Raw genomic sequence first — 20,904 nt, forward strand, 5'->3', positions numbered from 1 at the left:
ATCATCCCTGGCGACTCCGCGCCGCGATGGAGATAGCAGAAGCACTGGCAAGACGGACACAAACTGAACCCTCACCAGGGTGACATTTCTATCCGTGTAAGAACGGGGACATTTCTATCCGTGCTGGACATTGGCTTGACACCCAAATTGACTTGGGATTCCAGACTGGCTAAGTTAAAAGGCTGTAACGTTTTCTCACACCTGCAGTTGACCAATGGCATACGCAATCATCCGTAGCGGCGGCAAGCAGTTCCGCGCCGAGTCGGGCAAGACACTCAGAATTCCCAGCCTGCCGGGTGACGCTGGCTCGAAGGTCATGTTCAACGACGTGATCCTCGGATCCGACGGGGACAAGACGCTCGTCGGCGTTCCGGCGCTCAAGGGCGCTTCGGTGGCGGCCGAGATCGTGAAGCACGGCCGCGACAAGAAGATCGTCGTCTTCAAGATGAAGCGGCGCAAGAACTACGCAAAGAAGCAGGGTCACCGCCAAGGCTTCACCGAAGTCCGTATCGGCGACATCACGCTCGGATAAGAGGCATTTCAGATGGCACACAAAAAGGGCGTCGGCTCGTCCAGAAACGGGCGCGACAGCAATCCACAGTACCGCGGCGTGAAGAAGTTCGGTGGTGAGAAGGTGATCGCCGGCAACATCATCGTTCGCCAGTGCGGCACCAAGTGGCACCCGGGTCGCAATGTCGGCCTCGGTACCGACTTCACGATCTACGCGCTCATTGACGGCTTCGTGAAGTTCGAGCACAAGAACCGCACGCGCTTCAAGGTCAGCGTCTATCCCGCTCAGCAGGAGACGGAAACCGCGGCGTAAGCGCTCGACTCCGGTCGAACCCAGAGCCTCCGCATTGCGGGGGCTTTTTGCGCCGCCGTTCTTTGCGCCACCGTTCTTTGCGCCACGGTTCTTTGCGCCACCGTTCTCTGCGCCACCGTTCTCTGCGCCTCTGCTCTCTCTGCGTCTCGCGGTTCCCGAAACCCGCGGCTGTTTTTTTGCGTAGAATACTGGAGCAGGACTGCCACTCCAACACGAGACGACAATGGCGTTCATCGACAAGCTGAAGGAAGAGCTCGACCGTGCCGGCCGCGCCGCGCAGGGCGCGCTGGACGAAGGCAAGAACCGCCTCGAGGCGTTCCGCACGCGGAAGCTCGCTGACAAGGCAGCACAGGCCCTGGGCTACGCCGTTTTCCGCGCGAAGCAGAACGGAAGCGAGATAGACGGCGATACATACACGCGGCTCGCTGCAACGCTCGCCACGCACGACGCTGAAGCCACAAAATACGAGGGCGAGATGGAGGAGAAGCGCAAGGAGCAGCGCGGCTCGTCACCGGCTGACACTGCCGCACCGTCGGCAGATGCCAGTGCCGCGGATTCCACTGGTGCGTCATCGACGCATTCTTCGTCGTCCGGGCCGGATGTCGGCACTCCGCCCGGCGCGTAGGACGTCTCCGGCTGAGATCGTCCGGCTACGCAGAAAAGAAGGGCCCGGCGATTTCTTGCCGGGCCCCTTCTTCGTCTGCTTCACACAAGTGCTGTCGCTGCCGCCCGGCTACTTCCGGATTGGCAGCGCCTGTCCGGGAGGAAGTGTCTTGTATCGCTCGGTGAGAAGCTCCTGCCGGTCGGGCTCCGTGTACTCCCGTCCGCGGACGAGCACGTGCTCGGGCACGGTGGTGAATTCAAACGGATCGCCGCTCCACACAACGACGTTTGCGTCGTGTCCGGCCTGGATTGAACCGATCCTGTCCGCCACCCCGAACACCTCGGCCGGCGTCAGTGTCACTGCGCGAAGCGCGTCATCCCAGCTCATTCCGTAGGCGACGGCATTGCCCGCCTCCTGCTTGATGTTGCGGACGTTGAAGCCTTCATCATCGGCACCGGAGTTTCCAATCACGACGACCTGAACGCCGGCCCGCCTCAGAAGTCCGACGTTTTCCTGGGTGGAGCCCAGCTGCGTGAAGCTCCCCGGAATGTTGTTCATCGCGCCTGCGAGGACAGGCACCTTTGCCGCGGCAAGCTTGTCGGCGATCATCCATGCCTCGGCTCCACCGCCGATGATGATCCTTATGTTGTTCTCCCGGCCGATGCGGAGCGCGGCATCTATGTCCGTGGACTTGTCGGCTGAAACGAGCAGTGGAAGACGCCCATCGACGACCGGGATCATCGCCTGCAGATCGAGACGACTGGCGGAATAGTCGCGAGTCTCTGCGCGTTCATACGCGGCGCGATTCTTCATGAAGGCCCGAGTGTCCTCGATCAGCTCGCGCAGCCTGACCAGGAGTTCTCCTCGTGCGCCCACGCCGGCACCGCCAGGAGACTGGACTTGCGCGAGCATGGCGACGGGCGTCCGTAACACCATGTCCGTTGGCATCCCTTCGATGAGGGTGAGCATCGATGCCTGACCGGACACGAGCTGGTTTCCGCCGGGCAGCACGACGACGTTCGTCACGCCTTCCCGCCGCGCCGGCCCGATCAACACCGAGCGCGTGTTCAAACCTTCCCACGCCGTGAACGCCGCGGCGACATTGTCATGTCCGAGCGCGGTCGCGTCGCGCGTGTCCGCCACCGCTCCGACCTCGATGAGTCCAAGCCGCGTTGACGAATTGATGAGCCCTGGCGTGACCCATTTGCCGGCGGCGTCGATGCGTCGAGCGTCCGCGGGAATCGTCACGTTCGCGCCAACCGCGACGATCTTGCCGTCACGGATGAGGACTGTGCCGTTCTCGATCGGCGAGCTGCTCACCGGATAGACCCTGCCTCCGGTGATAGCGATGGTCTGAGCCGACGCACCGGCGCTCATCACCGCGATTGCGGCGGACGCGGTGAATACGCGACTGAGTCTGTTGTGTATGTATCTCATTTGCTGGTTCCGGGAAGCGGGACAAAGCCGAGCTCGAAATCGGTGCGCCACTGCTGGCGGGGATCGAGACGATCGAAGTACATCGAGCCGTCAATCCACACCTTTTCGGGGCGTGAATAGACGCTGAATGGGTCGCCTGACCACAGAATCAGGTCGGCGTTCTTGCCGGGCTCGATCGATCCAATCTTGTCGTCGAGTCCCAGCTGCCACGCGGGATTGATCGTGAGCCACTTGATGGCCTGGTCCTCGGTGATCGGGATGCCGGCCGCGATGCCGGCGGCCATCGCCTTGGCGGCTTCCTGGTTCAGGCGCTGTGAGCCGGATGGGTCGTCGGAATGCACGGCGACCTTCGCACCGGCGCGATCCACCAGAGCGATGTTGGCCTTGATGCCGTCGAGCGCCTCCATCTTGAACTGGCCCCAGTCAGCCCAGAGCGACGCGCCGATGTTTTCCTTCGCCAGTATGTCGCCGATCTTGTACGCCTCCACGCTGTGGTGGAAAGCGCGAATCCTGTATCCGAACTCGTTCGCGATGTCGATCATCTGAGCCATCTCGTCTGCACGATAGCAATGGTTGTGCACGAGGATGTTGCCCCGGAGTACTTCAGCGAGCGTTTCCTGACCCAGGTCACGCGTCGGCGGATCGCCCTTGTGATCCTTGTTCCACTTGTCCCAGCGACGACGGTACGCTTCGGCCTGAATCCACGCCGCGCGGTAGCCGGCGACGTTGCCCATGCGCGTGGACGGACCGCGCTGCGCGTACACACGCTTTGGATTCTCTCCGCAAGCCATCTTGAGGCCGTACCTGGCACCCGGGAACTTCATCCCCTGCACGGTGCGCGACGGAACGACCTTGAGGACGGCACTCCTGCCGCCGATGAGGTTGGCCGAACCGGGCAACACCTGAAGCGTCGTCACCCCGCTGGCGAGATTGCGCGGGAACTGCGGATCCTGCGGCCAGACAGAGTGTTCGGCCCAGACGTTCGCCGTGACGGGGTTGGTGGCTTCATTGCCGTCGCTCTGCGCCTGTCCTCCTGGTGCCGCATACACGCCGAGGTGCGAGTGCGTGTCAATGATACCCGGTGTGACGTATTTGCCCGCGCCGTCAATGACGTTGGCGCCGGTGGGGATCGTGACCGTCGGGCCGACAGCGACGATCTTGCCGTCGGTGACGGAAAGCATTCCGTTCCTGATCGTCGGACCAGCCGCGGTCATGATGTTGACATTGCGGATCACGAGCGGCGCCGAACTGCGGCGGGCGTAGGTGCTCGGGAACGGATCGGCGTTCGGTGCGGACACGCCACCCATGCCGGGCGGCGCCGAATCCTTCGCGGCGACCGGCGCAGGCTGCTGTGTCGTCCTTGCCGGCGCGCATGCCGAGATTGCCGCGAGCGCGGCGAGGGTGAGGAAATGACTTTTCATCGAAATAGTTGCTCCTCCGGAGCTCACTGCCTGTACGAGAGACGTTCGAACGCGGGGTAACTTAGCTGCCATCAGTCGTGGCGGCAGGGCGCGAAATGTAAGGGATTAGTCAGCCGCTGCCGCTTTCTGCGCCGAACGCCACCCGACGTATGCGTCCACCCTGTCGGTGCAGATACCATCGACGCGCGCTGCGGCGAGCGTCGTCCAGACGGACTCATCGTTGGGAGTCCACGCTATCACGCGACCGCCGCAGGCGTGAACGTCGATCACGAGCGACGCGTCGATAAAATCGGAATGCTGCCAGAGATCCGATGCGCCCGCCGCACGCATCGCTCCACATGAATCTACCAGGCGGGATACCTGGAGCACGCCCGTTCTCACGGATGGGTTGAGCTCCAGCACGCGCTTGGTCGTGCGATGATCGAAGGAATGAACGGCGTAGTTGTCGGCATTCACGGGATGCCGGCGAAGGCAGCGTGACACGGTCTCCTCGATCCCCTCCGCCTTGATCTCGATAAATACGCGCGCGCTGCTGCCGATCACCTCCAGCACGTCATCGAGCGTGGGAATGGCGACGTCAACGCTGAGGCGAATCGTGGCGATGTCGCTCGAGTCGAGCCCGGCAATCGGTCGCGCGTCCTGCTCACCGCCGCCGGCTGGGCGAATCGCCGGATTGTGGTGTACGAAGACGACGTTGTCCGCGCTCGCGTGGACGTCCAGCTCGATCCCGTCCGCGCCAGCTTCGATTGCGGCAAGGAAAGCGGGAATCGAGTTCTCGGGAGCGAGCGTGTGCAGTCCGCGATGCGAGATTGCATCGGGGAAATCATGTCTGGAGTACATTGGATATCGTGATCGGCCGGGCCTAATGATACGTCTTAACTATGCGGCCCGCCGAGCGTCTACCATGTTGAATTGAATGAATTCCGGAACCCAGAGCGGAGGAGACTCCGATCGCGAGTTGATCGAGCGGTGGAAGACGGGGGATTCGCGGGCGGCGACGCTGCTCGTGGGCCGGCACGCCGACGCGCTCGCGCGGTTCGCCGTCAGCTCGGGGGAAAGGGAAGAGGTCGAAGAGCTCGTTCAGGACACGTTTGTGCGGGCATTCTCATCGCTCGACACCTTTCGCGGCGAGAGCTCGCTCCGGACCTGGCTCTTTACGATAGTACGCAGACTGATGCTGGACCGCCGGCGGTCGGAGCGGCGTGAGAGGGCCACGGTTCCAGTCGAGACAGCGGATGTGGTGACGGCGTACGACGCGCTGGACTCGCTGCTCGCGGAGGAGACGCAATCGCGGGTCAGAATGGCGATAGACGCACTGTCGCCGATGCAGCGGGAGGTTTTCATCATGCGGGTCGAGCAGGGGCTGTCATACAGGGAGATCGCCGCCGTCACGGCAACGACTGAAGGCGCGGCGAGAGTTCATTACCACAACGCGATGCGCGCTGTGAAGGAGTTTCTCAGTGAATGATTGCGTGAATGCGGAAGTCCGCGATGCGCTGCCCGATCTTGTCCACGAGCGTCTGAGCGAGCTCGACACGGCGACGATGAAGGCGCATGTCGAGGCGTGCGCCACGTGTCGTGCAGAACTTGCGCTGCTCGGCGAGGTCCGTTCTTCCGCGCCGCTGGCGCCGAAAATGGACGTCGTGCGGCTGGTCGCCGCGCTGCCTTCATATGCCGGCGCGGCCGTACTTGCGCTGTCCCTACATGAGAAGCCCGCGCGATTCTCCCGGCACAGCCTGTGGATGGTTGCGGTCGCATCACTTCTCGTGGCCGTGGGTGGCACCGCAGTCATTCGGAACGGTGCAAGCCCCCTGGCGACGCGTGCAGTTGACGTGGCTTCCGCCCCCGGCGTCGCGACGCCGGCAGCTCATGCTGCTCCGTCGGTCGAGCGTGCGAGCCGGCAGCTGGCTTCGCTGTCACTCGTCGGCGGAGTCCAGGATCTGAGCGATACACAAATTGAGGCGCTCCTCTCCCAGCTCGACGGCGTGGAGAGCCTTCCGTCTGCTGAGCCGCAGTCGGTAACCATTCCGCTTGACGATCTCGAGGGAGGTATATGATGCGGCGTAGAGCCATGAGAGCAGCATGCCTGGCGGTCGCCGGGATGATCGTTGTCGTCGGAAGCGCTGGTGCGCAGGTCAGGCCAGACTCCACCCGGGCGGGACAGCCGAACGTGCGCCGCGAGATGCTCGAACAGCGACTGCGGGAGCGCACGGGCGAGCTCGTGCGCAGGCAACTGCATCTCACCGACGATCAGATGACGCGCCTCCAGGCCAGCAACAGGCAGTCCGAACAGCAGCGTGTCGCGCTTGTGTCGAAAGAGCGCGACGTTCGGCGCGAGCTTCGCCAGCAGATCATGTCTGGAGACGCCGCGAATCAGGACCGCGTCGCTCAGCTCCTCGACCAGAGCATGCAGCTGGAGCGCCAGCGCCTGGACCTGGTACAGAACGAGCAGCGGGAGCTGGCGAAATTTCTCACTCCCGTTCAGCGCGCAAAGCTTTTCGGTCTGCAGACCGAGCTTCGGAGGCGCGTGCAGGCCATGCGAAACGGAGCAGTGCAGCGCGGTGGACCTTTGAGCTACCCGAGGAGATTCGAGAGATAGGCGGCAGAGCAGTGACCCGGATTTCTTCAGGAACAGCTGGAGAAGCTTGCCGGTGGATCCGCCGGATTCGGCGGAACATTCGGATCGGTATTCCTTTCCGCGTTGGGATACAGGAGCCAGCACCGCTTCGCAAAAATTGAGGTCGCCGATACGAGGCCGAGCCGCCGCACGTCCTCCCAACGCAGTCCCGTGCCGAACAGCTCGTACTTCCTCTGCTTGTATATCTCCGCGACGATGTTGTCCCGTGTTGGCGTATGCCTCGGCCTTGATCAGCATCAGCTCTCCCGGCCAGTAGAACGCAATGTGCGCACCGTGCTCGAAGGCTCGGTGCGGCGCGCCGGCAAGCGCGTGCGCATCACGGCGCAGCTCATTGACGTCACCGACGGTTACCATCTGTGGTCGGAGCGCTACGATCGCGAGATCGAAGATGTATTCGCGGTGCAGGACGAGATCGCGGCGGCGAATGCGATCCGCTTCGCGCCGGATCTTGCGGAGTCGCACTGCGCGCGGGCGATTCAACTGCTGATGTGCGAATGGAACTGGACCGAGAGCGAGCGCGCCTTCAAGCGCTCCATGCAACTCAATCCTGGCTACCCCCAGTCGGGTGCCTGGTACCACATGATGTATCAGGGCTTTGTGTGCGGCGCGTCGGATGATGCCCTCGCCGGGGTCAAGGCGTACCAGTTGCGGGATCAGCGCTCGGCGTATCTCACGACCATGGTCGCGCAAATCTACGGCTTTGGGTTCAGCGAGCCGTCCGCCGAAGTGTGGGTGGATCGTGCCGTGGCGATGGCTCCGGATGCGTTCTACCCGCTCTGGGCTCGCCAAGTGTACCTGGCATCCATTCGCGATTGGCCACGGGCCATCGAGGCGTCGAACACGGCGGTGGCGGCCCCGGGGCGGCAGGTAGTGACACTGCAGAGCCTGGCGCTCACCCTCGTCGAGTCAGGTGATACCGCCGGTGCGCACGCGGTCTACGATGAGATTCGGGCGCGCGCCGTGCGCGAGTACGTGGCCCCGATGATATTGGCGTCGGTGGAAGCCGCACTCGGCGACACCGACGCTGCCATCGCCCATTGTCACGAGGCGGTCCAGCGGCACGATCCGTTCTTCATCCGCTTTGCCCACGGTTGGCCAGGAGCGCTCCACCTCCAGGCGCTGCCTGAGTATCGTCGGCTGGCGGCATCAATCGGGCTGCCGGGCTACACGGTGGCTGCGAATGACTGACGCAGCCGAACTGACGCGACTGTCGGCCGCCCTCGCCGGCCGCTACGCGATCGAGCGCGAACTCGGCGCCGGCGGCATGGCGACGACAGGAAGCGACGAGAGGAACAGCGCCGCAACCAGTTGGATTGCGGTGCGGCTACGTAGGAGGGACATTCGGACCAGTCTCCGCTGAGGCGATGGTAGCTGAAACAATTCGGCGATCATTGTCTATGACTCGGGACCTGTCAAACAAACATGAGATCGCGACCTGGCCACGAGAGGAGTGATGCCGCCCTTTCCCGGAGCTTGTCCGGCGCGGATGTCAGGTGTAAATACCGGATTCGGCCCGGGTGGCGGAATCGGTAGACGCAAGGGACTCAAAATCCCTCATGCTTCGGCATATACGAGTTCGAGTCTCGTCCCGGGTATTTCGTTTGTACCCTGGCACACGCGCATCGAGCGCACGTGCCGGGGTTTCTGCTTCACGAGTCGGTCCACATGCCATCCATGCGAGCAGTCGTCATCCGACAACCCGGCGGTATTGAGGCCCTCGAGCTCGAAAACCGTCCGATCCCCGAGCCCAGACTCGGCCAGATCCGGATTCGCGTCCACGCGTCGGCGCTGAATCGCGCCGACATATCGCAGCGGCTCGGCAGATATCCGGCGCCTCCCGGAGTGCCAGCCGACATTCCGGGTCTGGAATACGCCGGCGAGGTGGATGCGCTCGGCCGCGATGCCACGATGTGGAGCATCGGCGATCGCGTGATGGGGCTCGCGGGAGGTGGCGCACACGCGGAATTCCTGTGCGTCCACGAAAGAGAGGTGCTGTCGATTCCAGCCGGACTCACGTGGGAAGAGGCAGCGGCGATTCCGGAGGCATTTCTCACCGCCTATGACGCGATGTTCCGGCAGCTCCGCGTTCGCGCTGGCGAGGTTCTCCTCATTCACGCGGTCGGGAGTGGAGTCGGTACCGCCGCGGTTCAGCTGGCGAGCGTCGCGGGTGTGGCGACGATCGGCACGTCGCGGACTCCCGCCAAGCTGCAGCGTGCGACGGAGCTCGGACTTGGCCATGGCGTAGATGCCTCCCATGCCGACTGGCCTGAGCGGGTGCTCGCGCTGACCGGCGGCGGCGGCGTAAGCGCCATTCTGGATCTCGTCGGCGGCGCCTACCTCGCGGGCAATCTGAGCGCGATGAAGCCGCGCGGACGCATGATCGTCGTCGGACTCACCGCGGGCGCGCGAGCCGAGCTCGACATGGGCGCGGTCTTGCGAAAACGATTGAGGATCATGGGAACCGTTCTGCGGTCGCGACCGATCGAGGAGAAGATCGAGCTGGCTCGCGAGTTCGCGGGCACGATGCTCGCGTTCTTCGAGTCGGGCAGACTGCGGCCTGTCGTGGACAGCGTTCACTCGTTCGATGACATTCGGGCCGCACACACGGCGATGGAATCCGACGCCAACTTCGGCAAGATCGTGCTCCGCTGGAAGGGGGAATAAGGGGAGCCAATTACGAGGCCGGGAATCTTCAACACCCAGCCACGGTCAGGCGTATAACTTTCAATGATGCCGATTTTTCTGTTGCTCCTGGTGCTGCAGGGCTCGCCTCAGCCGGGCGGTCCTGTTGTATCCGCGGGTGTCGCCGACAGCGTCGCTCTGTCGCTGCCCGATGCCGTGAGCCGGGCTCTCCGCGCCGGCGATGAAGCGCGCACCGCCGCGGCGTTGGTGGATGTCACCGATGCGCAGGTCACCATCGCGCGTGCATCCGGGTTGCCGCAGCTTCGCCTGACTGCCAATCAGTCGCACGTCTTCGAGAGCGCCCGCGCCGCGGCGGTGGGCGCGATCTTCAACCAGCCGAACACATACACAACCAACGCGACGATATCGCAGCCGCTGTTTCAGGGCGGCCGCGTCGTCGCGGCATCGCGCGCCGCTTCGAACCTCAGGGGCGCGGCCCGGCTCGATCAAACCGAAACGCTGGCCCAACTCTCTCTCGACGTTCAGCGCGCCTACCTCCAGGCACTCTTCGCCGCCACTCTCGCCTCCATTCAGGACACGTCGTACGCCCTCGCCGGCGAGCGGCTTCAGCAGGTGCAGCAGTTCGAGAAGGCGGGCCGTGCTTCGAGATACGACGTGCTCCGTGCCGGAGTTGAGCGCGCCAACCTTCACCCCGCAGTGATTCAGGCGCGAAGCGACGTCGAGCTTGCGCTCATCGATCTCCGCCGGCTGATCAACGCTCCGCCTGGCCAGCCTCTCCGGCTCACGACGCGACTCGACACCGCCGCGGTGCTGCGCTGGGTCGCGGAACTGAAGGCGGATAACGGGACGCCGAACCGCGCGACGGTGAAATCGGCCGAGCTCGTTTCCAGCGCGCGGCATGCCGCAATCTCGGTCGCCCGCGCGGATCTGCTCCCGACAGTCAGCATCACCGGTCTCTTCGGCGCTCAGGCATTTCCGGTGAGCGGATTTCCGACGACGCACGGCCGGATAGAGACGGTGCCGTGCCCGGAGGGCTCGACGGCGGGGCGTGTTTGCACAAGCCAGAATGGCGGCTGGTTCCGCGACCGCTCTTTCGGCATATCGGTCGGGCTTCCGATCTTCGACGGGCTTCGCGCAAAAGGGGCGATAGACCTCGCGGCCGCGCAGGCTCGGCTGGCTGATCTGCAGCTTGCGCTGACCCGCGAGCGAATCGCCAGCGAAGCCGCAGCCTCGCGTGCCGAGCTCGATCGCGCCGAAGCGCTCTTTGGGGCGCGAGGACAGAATGCCGCCGAAGCATCCGAGGCGTTCCGGCTCGCGACGCTTCGTTATTCGCGCGGCCTTGCAACGCAGCTCGAGGTGGCCGATGCGCAGCTCGCTCTGACTGTCGCGCGGACCAACGAGGCACGCGCGGTCTACGATCTGTATCTCGCGGCCGCCGCCTATGCCAGAGCGCTCGGCAGGCCGCCTCAACTGTTCGATATTCCCGGCGGACCGCAAACCGCCTTACCCTCATCGGCGAAAAGTGCACCGTAACGCATATATCACCGCATTCACCGGATTACTGTCCGCTGTGACTCTCCTCGTCGGCTGCTCCAATGCAAGGAGCGAGGATGCAGCTGCGACGAAGTCGGCCGCCGGCGCGGCAATTGCTGGACCGGCCGATACCGCGGCCCGCATAGCCCAGACACTCACTCTTGCTCCGACAGATGTGTCCATCGCTCAGACCGCGAGCATCGTGGACGGCGTTCCTATCACCGGGAATCTCAGACCGATCGAGACTGTATCGGTGCGCGCTCGCCTCGAGGGCGATCTCGAGGGCATCTACGTGCGCGAGGGAAACTTCGTTCGCGCCGGCCAGCTGCTTGCGCGGTTCGAATCCACTGAGCAGGAAAGCGGAGTCCAGAGCGCAGCGGCCGACAAGGCCGCAGCCGAGGGAGATCTGGCAACGGCGGAGTGGAACCTCAAGCAGTCGGAGGATCTGTTCAAGGCCGGCGCGATTGCCGAAGGCGAGCTGAGGGTCGCTCGCAATGCGGTAGGTACGGCGCGTGCCCGCCTCGCCGCCGCAGATTCACGCCTGCGCTCGACCTCATCGAGCAATCGCGATACGCGCGTCCTCTCACCGACATCAGGAACGGTGGAGAAGCGCTTCGTTGAGAATGGCGAGCACATCGCGCGCGGCGCGGAGATGTTCAGTGTCGTCCGTAACGATGTGCTCGAGCTTGCCGCGGCGGTGCCGGAGAAACTGGCCGGCAGCGTGGCGCCCGGACAGAGCGTAGAGTTCCTCGCCAACGCCCGGACGTTCCTGGGACGTGTGGCTCGAGTGAGTCCCACCGTGGACCCGATGTCGCGGTCCGTCACCGTGTACGTCCAGGTACGCAACGCCAACGGCGCGCTCAAGGGCGGAACGTTCGCGACGGGGACTGTGCAGACCCGCACCATCGCCAACGCGATCACCATTCCGACGTCGGCGATCAAGCAGACCGCGGAAGGCAAATCGATCGTTTACAGGATCGCCGCCGGGACTCTCGATGCGGCGAACGTCGAGATTGGTGTCACCGACGATCGGGCGGGAATCGCGGAAGTCGTATCCGGCCTCTCTGTCGGCGATAGCGTGGTATCGGGCAACGTCGGCACGCTCGGCAAGGGAATGAAGATTCAGGTCGTGTCACCCAACGCCGGCAGGGCTCGCGGTTCCCCCGCGCCCGGTGCGCCGGCGCCACGCCAGCCCTGAGCGATCATGTTTCTCTCAGACGTATCGATCAAGCGCCCGGTCTTCGCGACCATGATGATGCTGGCACTCGTCGTCCTCGGCGTGGTGTCGTTCAACCGGCTCGCGATAGACGAGTATCCGGACATCACGTATCCGATCGTCATCGCCCAGACGACGTATCCGGGGGCGTCGCCCGAAGTGATGGAGCGCGATATCTCACGTCCGATCGAGGAGGCGCTGAACACCGTTCAGGGCCTGAAGGAGATCACTTCCACTTCGCTCAACGGTGTTTCGCTCGTCCGCGTTCAGCTCAATCTTGGCGTGGATGTGCTCGCTGCCCAGCAGGATGTCCAGTCGAAGGTCGCGCGCATCCGGCGCCAGCTTCCGCCGGAGATCGACGAGCCCGTCATCAGCCACTTCGATCCGAACGACCGGCCGATCATGTCGATTGCGATGCAGAGCAGCGAGCGGCCGCTCCGCGAGCTTACGAGCATCGCAGACGAGATCGTGTCGCCAAGGCTTCAGGCGATCGCCGGGGTCGGCGGAATCAACACCGCCGGAAGCGAGGTGCGTCAGATCCGCATCGAGCTCAATCCGGACGCGATGCGGTCGTACGGCATCGCGGTCCCGCAGATAATGACGGCGCTGCAACGAGAGAATCAGGAGGTGCCCGCGGGACGAGTGACGCGCGGACCGACCGAGCAGCTCATCCGCATCACTGGCCGCATCGTCCAGCCGGCGGCTTTCGCCAACATAGTGGTCGCCGTGCGGCAGGGCGTGCCAGTGCGGCTGGGCGACCTAGCGAGAGTGGTGGATGGAGCGGCGGACAAGCGCAGCGCCGCGCTGCTCGACGACACGCCCGCGCTTGCGCTCGACATTCTCAAGATCTCCGGCTCGAACACCGTCGAGGTGGCGGATTCGGTGCGCGCCGAAACCGCCGCCCTGGTGAAGATCCTGCCAGCCGACGTCAAGCTGAAAGTGATTCGTGACGATTCGCGCCGGATCCGTGATTCACTGTCCGACGTCGAGCTGACGATCATACTCGGCGCGGTTCTCACCATCGCGATCATCTACCTGTTCCTGAATTCCTGGCGGTCCACGATCATCACCGGACTCACGCTCCCGGTGAGCATCATTTCGGCCTTCTTCATCATGTGGGTGTTCGGCTTCACCGTGAACACCATGACGCTGCTCGCGCTGTCGTTGGCGATCGGTCTTCTGATAGACGACGCGATCGTGGTGCGCGAGAACATCGTGCGGCACGTGCACATGGGGAAGGATCACATCCGCGCTGCGAAGGAAGGAACGGACGAGATCGGTCTGGCGGTGTTCTCGACGAGTCTCGCCGTCGTCGCGGTGTTCATCCCCGTCGCGTTCATGGGCGGGATGATCGGCCGCATCTTCTTCCAGTTCGGCGTCACCGTGGCGTTTGCCGTGCTCGTGTCGCTGTTCGTGTCGTTCACGCTCGATCCCATGCTCTCGAGCGTCTGGCCCGACCCGGATCACGAGGTCGGACCTGACGGAAAGCCCGCGGGACGGATGAACCCCATCAGACGCGTAGGCCTCGCCTTCGACGGATGGTTCGAGCGCACCGCCGACAAGTACCCGGCGAAGCTCGACTGGGCGCTGAAGCATCGCCTCATCGTCATGGCCGGCGCCGTGGGCTCGATCGTCGCCGCGGGATTGATCTATCCGCATCTCGGATTCACCTGGCTTCCGGACGTGGACACGGGGGAGTTCAATGTGCAGATGCGAACGCCGCCAGGCTCGAGCCTCGCCTACACCGTCGCCAAGGCTCAGGAGGTGAGTCATTTCCTCCGCAGGTTGCCAGAGGTGGAATTCACCTACACGACTATCGGCGGTGGATTCCGCGGCAGTCCGAATTCGGGCGGTATCTACGTAAAGTTGAAACCGCGCAAAGAGAGGAAGCGCGACCTTTTCGCGATCCAGACAGACCTTCGCGGAGAGCTCAGAAGAATGCCGGGAGTGCGTCCGGTGATCAGCGGTTCGTCGTCAATCTTCGGCGGTTTCCGCCAGCCTATCGTCGTCAACGTTCAGGGTCCCGAGGAAACTCGTCTCAAGGTCGCAGCCGGTCAGGTGCTCGAGAAGGTGAGGTCCACTCCCGGGGTGGCGGAGCCCAACTCGAGCGACGAGGGCCAGATCCCGCAGCTCGACGTGAATGTGGACCGGCAGCAGGCGTGGGCGGCTGGACTCGGGATCAACAGCATCGCAACTACTTTGCAACCGATTTTTTCGGGGCAGCGCGCGACACGCTGGGAAGACGAGCTTGGATTCTCCCACGACGTCGTCGTGGTGTATCCCGACTCGCTGCGGACGAACGCATCCGACGTCGCGGATCTCATTATCCCGACGGGAGCGACGGATCCGGCCACAGGGCAGCCGGCGATGGTGCCGCTGAGCCAGGTGGCGGAGGTGAAGCAGAGCCTCGCGCCGCAGCAGATCGACCGGCGCAGCCTGGAGCGCCAGGTGTCTATATCAGCAGGCGTGCTTCCGGGATTCTCGATGGGCTCCGTCGCCGGTGCGGTGAAGGCGGGTATTGATTCGCTCGGCCTCCCGGTAGGATATCACACCGTATTCGGCGGTGACGTGCAGAACCTGAACGAGACGAAGGGATACGTCCTCGCAGCGATGGGTCTCGCCGTCGTGTTCATATATCTGATTCTGGCGTCTCTGTTCGGATCGTTTTTTCAGCCGGTGGCGATCATGCTCGCGCTTCCGCTCAGCTTCATCGGCGTAGCGCTCGCGTTGCTCGTCACTGGAGGCAACATCAACGTCATGACGATGATCGGCATCATCATGCTGATGGGACTCGTGACGAAGAACGGCATTCTGCTTCTCGACTTCTCCAATCAGCAGAGGGCGAAGGGAACGGCGCGACACGAGTCGCTGCTCCAGTCCGGGCGCATTCGTCTGCGACCGATCATCATGACGACTGTCGCCATGATCTTCGGCATGCTGCCGCTGGCGCTCGCCATCGGCGAGGGATCGGAGCAGCGTGCGCCGATGGCGCGAGCCGTGATCGGCGGACTGATCACATCGACGATGCTCACCCTGTTCGTCGTACCTGTGATGTCCACGCTGCTCGAAGATGCAGTTGCGTGGGCGCGCACCGTGCCGGATGCGATGCGCCGGCCGCCAGCGCCCGAGCCCGTTGCTGCCATGCATCTCCGAATGGTCAAGGAGAGCGGAAAAGACTAGCCGTGGTCCGCTGTCGTTGACGCGAATCACTGGCTGGCGGCTCTCTATCCTCTATTGTATTGTTGGACTTCGTTCAGATCACTCAATGAGGGACGGTGGCGGAGCTTCTCGAAAAGCTGCGGGAAAGTCTTGCGGGCAGGTATGACGTAGAGCGCGAGCTGGGCGAGGGCGGAATGGCCACCGTCTTCCTTGCGCGCGACGTCAGGCACGGCCGGCGCGTGCAGGAACTGCGGCGGGCTGCTTCTGCAGGGGAATCTCCACGTCGAACCGGGCTCGGTCGCGCCGAACTACGGCATCTATGATGTGTCATGGATCTCGCTCCAGGACGGGCCGACGATGAAGGAGGCGAGCTTTAAGCTTCGCGACACAGACAACAAGGTCATCGCGCAGGTAACCTACACCGTAAAATCGAACGTCAATAAGATTCTCTACAACGGTCTTGATACCGGCATCCCTTGGGTTCAACACAAGCCGAACTCCATCAGGATCCGCGTGGATCTCAACTCCCCCCGCAACACGACGCTTTGGATTGATGGGACAACTCCGGTTATGTCCAACGTTCCATTCAAGGAGTCGGTGTCGAACTTCTCGAACGTAGCCGCGGATTTCCTCGGCATCGACTCCGGCAACTGACACTGAATCTGTGACACATTGGAGGGGCTCCTCAGAGGGCCCCTCTTTTTGTGCTTTCCAAGTTGCTGGCACGTCAGCGCAGATCTAACTTTCCCCCCAAATCAAACTCAGACCGACATCCAGAATGGCCGACTATAAACTCTCCACCGTCCCCCGGAACGGTGAGCCGATAACCTTCGCCGACGGAAAGCTTTCCGTCCCCTCGAACCCGATCGTTCCCTTCGTCGAAGGCGACGGCACCGGTCCCGATATCTGGCGCGCTGCCATACGTGTCTTCGACGCAGCTGTCGAAAAAGCGTATGGAGGCGAAAGAAAGATCGAGTGGATGGAGGTCTACGCCGGCGAGAAGGCGTACAAGCAGTTCAACGACTGGCTCCCGCAGGAGACTCTCGACGCGATGGCGGAGTTTCGCGTGTCCATCAAGGGACCGCTGACCACCCCCGTCGGCGGTGGCATCCGCTCGCTGAACGTGACGCTGAGGCAGGTTCTCGATCTCTACGCCTGCATCCGCCCGGTGAGGTACTTCGAGGGTGTTGGCGCTCCGGTCAAGGAGCCGGAGAAAGTGAACATCGTGATCTTCCGCGAGAACTCGGAAGACGTGTACGCCGGCATCGAGTGGAAGGCGGGATCGCCGGAAGCGACGAAGCTGCGAAACTTTCTCCATTCGGAATTTGGCACTGAGATCCGCGAGAATTCGGCGATCGGCATCAAGCCGATGTCGGAGTTCGGCTCGAAGCGGCTCGTCGAGATGGCCATCCAGTACGCGATCACCAAGGGCCGGGAATCCGTCACTCTCGTGCACAAGGGCAACATCATGAAGTTCACTGAGGGAGCATTCCGTGACTGGGGCTACGAAGTGGCGAAGGAGAAATTCGGCCGATCCACTGTCACCGAAGCGGATGTCGCGAAGGGAGGGCAGGGCTCTCACGCCGACGCGGTGATCGTCCGCGACCGCATCGCCGATTCAATGTTCCAGCAGCTCCTGCTTCGCCCGTCGGAGTACTCGGTGATCGCTACGCCAAATCTGAACGGCGATTATCTCTCCGACGCGGCGGCGGCACAGGTTGGAGGACTCGGCATCGCGCCCGGCGGAAACGTCGGCGACGGCGTGGCAATATTCGAAGCGACGCACGGAACCGCGCCCAAGTACGCGAGCCTCGACAAGATCAACCCGGGCAGCGTCATCCTTTCGGGCGTGATGATGCTCGAGTACATGGGATGGAACGAGGCCGCCGCGCTGATCGTAAAGGGCGTGGAGAACGCGATCAAGGCAAAGCGCGTCACGTACGATCTCGCTCGCCAGATGCCTGGCGCGACGGAGGTGTCCACGTCCGCGTTCGGCAACGCGGTCATCGCTGGCATGAGCCAGTAGATGCCCGCAACCATCTCGCTCAATCCGGTCGCGGTCCAGGGATACAAAGGCTCCCTCCTCGCGCTCACACTCTCCGACGGTTCAGCGTTTCCGTCATCGCTTACCGAGTTGGACGGCGCGCTCGGCGGAGCGATCAAACGTGCGCTCGACAGCCGCGATTTCCGCGGTGCGAAGGACGAGCTCTTACATCTGAGCGGAACCGGGGAGGGCGTGCGCCGCGTCGTGCTCATCGGATTGGGCAAGGTCACCGATCGCCCGGGATCTCTGCGTCGCGCAGCCACGATCGCCGCGAGACAGGCGGCGAAGCTCGGCGGCGGAGACATTGGCGTATTCGCCGGCGATATCAGCGAATCCGAGACTGAAGCGATCGCGATCGGCCTGATCGCCGGCTCCTGGGAGTACAAGGATCTGAAGACCGCCCCTCCAGAGGAAGAACGCCGCAGCCCGGTGGGAAACGCGACGATCCTCACTCCGGAAACCGACGGTGCGAAACGCGGCCTCGCATCGGGGCAGGCAATCGGTGCAGGACAGTCGCTCGCTCGCACGCTGGCAATGATGCCGGGAAATCTTTGCACGCCCGATTTTCTCGCGAAGACTGCGCAGGATATCGCTGGCCGCCACGGCATGAAGGTCACGATACTCGGGCGCAAGGAAATGGAAGCCGAAGGGATGGGATCGTTCCTTTCCGTGGCGCAGGGAACGCCAGAGGACCCGAAGCTCATCGCCATCGAATATTCCGGCGGAGCAATAGGCCAGAAACCGGTGACGCTTGTCGGAAAGGGGCTTTGCTTCGACAGCGGCGGCATCTCGATCAAGCCGGCGCAGTCCATGGAAGACATGAAGTTCGACATGTGCGGAGCTGCCGGAGTGCTCGGCGCATTCGAGGCGATCGGCCGGATGAAGCTGCCGATCAACGTCGTGGGTCTCATCGGCGCGACGACCAACATGCCATCGGGCACTGCGGCGAATCCCGGCGACGTAGTGAAGAGCCACCTCGGCAAGTACATCGAGATCATCAACACCGACGCGGAAGGCCGGATGGTCCTCGCCGACGTGCTCTCGTACGCTCGCCGCTTCGATCCCGCCGTCGTTGTGGACGCCGCGACACTCACAGGAGCGTGCGTCATCGCGCTCGGTCACACGGCTACCGGAGTGTTCAGCGCCGACGATGCGCTCGTGTCTGAGATCATCGCGGCCGGGAAGCGGGCCGGAGAACCGGGATGGTCCCTCCCGCTCTGGGACGAGTATCGCGAGCTGATCAAATCCGACGTCGCGGACATCAAGAACAGTGGCGGACGCCCCGCTGGCGCCGTCACCGCCGCGATGTTCCTCAAGGAATTCACGGAGAGTTATCCGTGGATTCACCTCGACATCGCCGGTACTGCCTACTCGGAGACCGATCTCGGCGTCATTCCAAAGGGTCCGACCGGAGTTCCGACGGGGACCTTCATCGAGTTTGTGCGGGGAAGGTTGAGCTGAGTGACGGAGCCCCGCGAATGATCCATCGCGCGCGCCTCGGCTTCGCGGTCGGGGCGTTTTTCTTGGCTCTTCCGCTTGGCGCGTTTGCACAGATCGTGGTCCCTCCGGCGACCGAAGTGCCGATTCCCGCGAAGCCGAGCACCGACAGCACGAAGGCGAAGGCCGACACAATCAAGGCGAAGGCGGACACGATCAAGGCGCCGTTCGGCAGATCGTTCGCGCCGCGCACGGCCGACATCGGGCCGCAGTACAACTGGAATCGCGAGGAGCTGTTCGCCAGCGGCGCGTACACGGTCGCCGATCTGCTCGAGCGAGTTCCCGGCGCGACTTCGTTCCGCAGCGGCTGGCTCGCATCTCCGAAGTTCGTCGCCATGAATGGAGACCTCAATCGCATCAAGGTTTTTTACGACGGCATCGAGCTCGACAATCTCGATCCGCGCACCGGGTCCGCGCTCGATCTCACCACCGTAGAGCTGTGGACCCTGGAGAACGTGTCCATCGAGCGGTTCGCCAACGATCTGAGAGTCCATCTCCGAAGCTGGCGTGTTGACAAGACCGATCCGTACACCCGCACCGACGTTTACACCGGTGACGAAGAGACGAATATCTATCGCGGCTACTACGGCAAGCGCTTTGGAAGCGGTGCCGGGCTGCAGCTCGCCGGACAGCAGTTCAGCACCAGGTCGGCGCGACTGGGCGGAGGCGGCGACGCGCTTTCGTTCATGGCCCGCGTCGGCATTGCCCGGAAGATGTGGAGCGTTGACGCATTTGCCGAACGGCGAAACGCGTCGCGCGTGACTCAGCCAACTTTCGGTGAGGGATTGTCCCTGCAGCCGTTCGAAGGGACGCACACGCTCGCGTACATCCGCGCCGGAATAGGCAATCCCGCCGGTGGCCCGTGGTTACAGGCAATCGCGGCAAACATGCGCCTCGCGGAATCGAGCCCGAAGGAGTCTGCAGCGGAAGCAGCGAGCCGACGCATCCTTCCCGACACCGCCGACACCACCACGAAGCGCATCCAGTATCTGCTCTCCGCCGGCTTCGCGCGCGGCGCATTGCGCACGTCGGTGACCGATCGCGTGCGCGCATTCGACGGCGACGTGAACCACACGCCAAGCGCCCGGTTCGAGCTCGCCAACAATCTCGGACTCATCGGCTTGTTCGGCGAAAGAAGCAACGCCAGCAGGCGGAAGAGAGGTGACGCTGTCGTGCGGTTCACTCCGCTTTCGTTCCTCGCGCTCGCCGGCGCAATGTCAGTTGACATCCCCGACGAGCAGGGCAGTGTGCAACCAGGCGATTCGACGAGCGCCATCTCCAGACAGCCCCCGCGCACAACGTCGGCACGCGTCGAGGCGGGAGTCCGGCTTGGCGGAACGTGGCTGCTTGGCGGCTTCATCACGCGCGACACGGCAGTACTCGCCCCGCCGATGGTATTCGATACGGCATACGCGTATCGCTTTGTCGGACGGCGGCAGGGACTCTATGCCGGCCTCAGGGGCCGCGTCTTCGGCGACCTCAACATGGATGTCCTGGCAACCCGCTGGGATTCGGCCGGATTCTACCAGCCGCGCTACCAGGCGCGCTCCGAGGTGAATCTCGCAACGAGGTGGCTGTCCCGGTTCCCCAGCGGCAACTTCGGACTGAAAGCCGCGGTGATCCACGACTACAGGAGCGACGTGTCGTTTTCCACCGCCGCCGGGGTTCGCAGAACCAACTCCAGCGGAATATTCTCCGCACTCCTCGAGATCCGGATTCTTCGCGGGGTCGCCAGCTATCAGGTGCACAACATGAGCGGCGACCTGTATCAGATCGTCCCGGACTTCTACATGCCGCGATCGCTTGGGGTATACGGTATCCGCTGGGAGTTCTGGAATTGACAATCCCGTGCGAGCCCGTAGCTTAGGCCTCCGCATATGATATCGAGC

At 63.3% G+C, this 20,904-nt stretch carries 19 protein-coding genes and 1 tRNA gene; 17 read left to right on the top strand and 3 right to left on the bottom strand.

Going from position 1 to position 20,904, the window contains the following annotated elements; all coding sequences use genetic code 11:
• The first annotated feature begins 214 nt into the window (after positions 1–214).
• From rplU to Q7S20_13920, 3 genes are all read left to right on the top strand, one after another.
• Complete coding sequence (rplU, locus tag Q7S20_13910) at positions 215–532, top strand: 50S ribosomal protein L21 (protein ID MDO8502925.1); 318 nt, start codon at positions 215–217, stop codon at positions 530–532.
• Positions 533–544: 12 nt separating this feature from the next.
• A complete protein-coding gene (gene rpmA, locus Q7S20_13915; GenBank protein MDO8502926.1) occupies positions 545–823 on the top strand; it encodes a 50S ribosomal protein L27 in 279 nt (92 codons plus the stop codon).
• Between the two features lie 223 nt (positions 824–1,046).
• Positions 1,047–1,448, top strand: coding sequence for a hypothetical protein (locus tag Q7S20_13920; protein MDO8502927.1), 402 nt, complete (start codon positions 1,047–1,049; stop codon positions 1,446–1,448).
• A 108-nt stretch (positions 1,449–1,556) separates the two neighbouring features.
• Here Q7S20_13920 and Q7S20_13925 read toward each other — a convergent pair whose 3' ends face one another.
• The 3 genes from Q7S20_13925 to Q7S20_13935 form a co-directional block, all read right to left on the bottom strand.
• Complete coding sequence (locus Q7S20_13925) at positions 1,557–2,864, bottom strand: amidohydrolase family protein (protein MDO8502928.1); 1,308 nt, start codon at positions 2,862–2,864, stop codon at positions 1,557–1,559.
• Positions 2,861–4,285 carry an amidohydrolase gene (locus Q7S20_13930; protein ID MDO8502929.1) on the bottom strand — a complete coding sequence of 475 codons (1,425 nt, stop codon included), beginning with the start codon at positions 4,283–4,285 and terminating at the stop codon, positions 2,861–2,863. Before Q7S20_13930 ends, Q7S20_13925 begins: the two co-directional genes overlap by 4 nt.
• Before the next feature lie 105 nt (positions 4,286–4,390).
• A complete protein-coding gene (locus Q7S20_13935; GenBank protein ID MDO8502930.1) occupies positions 4,391–5,125 on the bottom strand; it encodes a glycerophosphodiester phosphodiesterase family protein in 735 nt (244 codons plus the stop codon).
• 76 nt (positions 5,126–5,201) lie between these two features.
• Between Q7S20_13935 and Q7S20_13940 the strand changes: the two genes are divergently transcribed.
• The 14 genes from Q7S20_13940 to Q7S20_14005 all read left to right on the top strand — a co-directional run bounded on the left by Q7S20_13940 (position 5,202) and on the right by Q7S20_14005 (position 20,856).
• Complete coding sequence (locus tag Q7S20_13940) at positions 5,202–5,753, top strand: RNA polymerase sigma factor (protein MDO8502931.1); 552 nt, start codon at positions 5,202–5,204, stop codon at positions 5,751–5,753.
• Positions 5,746–6,342 carry a zf-HC2 domain-containing protein gene (locus Q7S20_13945; GenBank protein MDO8502932.1) on the top strand — a complete coding sequence of 199 codons (597 nt, stop codon included), beginning with the start codon at positions 5,746–5,748 and terminating at the stop codon, positions 6,340–6,342. Before Q7S20_13940 ends, Q7S20_13945 begins: the two co-directional genes overlap by 8 nt.
• A complete protein-coding gene (locus Q7S20_13950; protein MDO8502933.1) occupies positions 6,339–6,884 on the top strand; it encodes a hypothetical protein in 546 nt (181 codons plus the stop codon). Before Q7S20_13945 ends, Q7S20_13950 begins: the two co-directional genes overlap by 4 nt.
• Before the next feature lie 303 nt (positions 6,885–7,187).
• A complete protein-coding gene (locus Q7S20_13955; protein ID MDO8502934.1) occupies positions 7,188–8,111 on the top strand; it encodes a hypothetical protein in 924 nt (307 codons plus the stop codon).
• Positions 8,104–8,283, top strand: coding sequence for a hypothetical protein (locus Q7S20_13960; GenBank protein MDO8502935.1), 180 nt, complete (start codon positions 8,104–8,106; stop codon positions 8,281–8,283). Before Q7S20_13955 ends, Q7S20_13960 begins: the two co-directional genes overlap by 8 nt.
• Positions 8,284–8,434: 151 nt before the next feature.
• Positions 8,435–8,518, top strand: a tRNA-Leu gene (locus Q7S20_13965).
• 37 nt (positions 8,519–8,555) lie between these two features.
• On the top strand, positions 8,556–9,587 hold the full coding sequence (locus Q7S20_13970) for an NAD(P)H-quinone oxidoreductase (protein MDO8502936.1): 1,032 nt from the start codon (positions 8,556–8,558) through the stop codon (positions 9,585–9,587).
• Between the two features lie 63 nt (positions 9,588–9,650).
• Positions 9,651–11,099, top strand: coding sequence for a TolC family protein (locus Q7S20_13975; protein ID MDO8502937.1), 1,449 nt, complete (start codon positions 9,651–9,653; stop codon positions 11,097–11,099).
• A 37-nt stretch (positions 11,100–11,136) separates the two neighbouring features.
• Complete coding sequence (locus Q7S20_13980) at positions 11,137–12,297, top strand: efflux RND transporter periplasmic adaptor subunit (GenBank protein ID MDO8502938.1); 1,161 nt, start codon at positions 11,137–11,139, stop codon at positions 12,295–12,297.
• 6 nt (positions 12,298–12,303) lie between these two features.
• Positions 12,304–15,495, top strand: a complete 3,192-nt coding sequence (locus Q7S20_13985; protein ID MDO8502939.1) for an efflux RND transporter permease subunit — start codon at positions 12,304–12,306, stop codon at positions 15,493–15,495.
• Positions 15,496–15,684: 189 nt separating this feature from the next.
• A complete protein-coding gene (locus tag Q7S20_13990; GenBank protein ID MDO8502940.1) occupies positions 15,685–16,128 on the top strand; it encodes a hypothetical protein in 444 nt (147 codons plus the stop codon).
• A gap of 124 nt (positions 16,129–16,252) precedes the next feature.
• Positions 16,253–17,500 (top strand): isocitrate dehydrogenase (NADP(+)), encoded by a 1,248-nt coding sequence (gene icd, locus Q7S20_13995; GenBank protein ID MDO8502941.1) that lies wholly within the window; start codon positions 16,253–16,255, stop codon positions 17,498–17,500.
• Complete coding sequence (locus Q7S20_14000) at positions 17,501–18,979, top strand: leucyl aminopeptidase (GenBank protein MDO8502942.1); 1,479 nt, start codon at positions 17,501–17,503, stop codon at positions 18,977–18,979.
• Positions 18,980–18,996: 17 nt separating this feature from the next.
• Positions 18,997–20,856: a Plug domain-containing protein gene (locus tag Q7S20_14005; protein ID MDO8502943.1), complete on the top strand. Its 1,860-nt coding sequence runs from the start codon at positions 18,997–18,999 to the stop codon at positions 20,854–20,856.
• Positions 20,857–20,904 lie beyond the last annotated feature (48 nt).

The organism is Gemmatimonadaceae bacterium, assembly GCA_030647905.1.
Taxonomy (GTDB): domain Bacteria; phylum Gemmatimonadota; class Gemmatimonadetes; order Gemmatimonadales; family Gemmatimonadaceae; genus UBA4720.

Bases quoted from the DNA above. Each gene is read 5' to 3' on its own strand.
- Q7S20_13935 (MDO8502930.1), bottom strand. From the start codon at position 5,125: ATGTACTCCAGACATGATTTCCCCGATGCAATCTCGCATCGCGGACTG.
- Q7S20_13930 (MDO8502929.1), bottom strand. From the start codon at position 4,285: ATGAAAAGTCATTTCCTCACCCTCGCCGCGCTCGCGGCAATCTCGGCA.
- Q7S20_13950 (MDO8502933.1), top strand. From the start codon at position 6,339: ATGATGCGGCGTAGAGCCATGAGAGCAGCATGCCTGGCGGTCGCCGGG.
- Q7S20_13985 (MDO8502939.1), top strand. From the start codon at position 12,304: ATGTTTCTCTCAGACGTATCGATCAAGCGCCCGGTCTTCGCGACCATG.
- Q7S20_14000 (MDO8502942.1), top strand. From the start codon at position 17,501: ATGCCCGCAACCATCTCGCTCAATCCGGTCGCGGTCCAGGGATACAAA.
- Q7S20_13920 (MDO8502927.1), top strand. From the start codon at position 1,047: ATGGCGTTCATCGACAAGCTGAAGGAAGAGCTCGACCGTGCCGGCCGC.
- Q7S20_14005 (MDO8502943.1), top strand. From the start codon at position 18,997: ATGATCCATCGCGCGCGCCTCGGCTTCGCGGTCGGGGCGTTTTTCTTG.
- Q7S20_13960 (MDO8502935.1), top strand. From the start codon at position 8,104: ATGACTGACGCAGCCGAACTGACGCGACTGTCGGCCGCCCTCGCCGGC.
- Q7S20_13940 (MDO8502931.1), top strand. From the start codon at position 5,202: ATGAATTCCGGAACCCAGAGCGGAGGAGACTCCGATCGCGAGTTGATC.
- icd (MDO8502941.1), top strand. From the start codon at position 16,253: ATGGCCGACTATAAACTCTCCACCGTCCCCCGGAACGGTGAGCCGATA.
- rplU (MDO8502925.1), top strand. From the start codon at position 215: ATGGCATACGCAATCATCCGTAGCGGCGGCAAGCAGTTCCGCGCCGAG.
- Q7S20_13975 (MDO8502937.1), top strand. From the start codon at position 9,651: ATGATGCCGATTTTTCTGTTGCTCCTGGTGCTGCAGGGCTCGCCTCAG.
- rpmA (MDO8502926.1), top strand. From the start codon at position 545: ATGGCACACAAAAAGGGCGTCGGCTCGTCCAGAAACGGGCGCGACAGC.
- Q7S20_13925 (MDO8502928.1), bottom strand. From the start codon at position 2,864: ATGAGATACATACACAACAGACTCAGTCGCGTATTCACCGCGTCCGCC.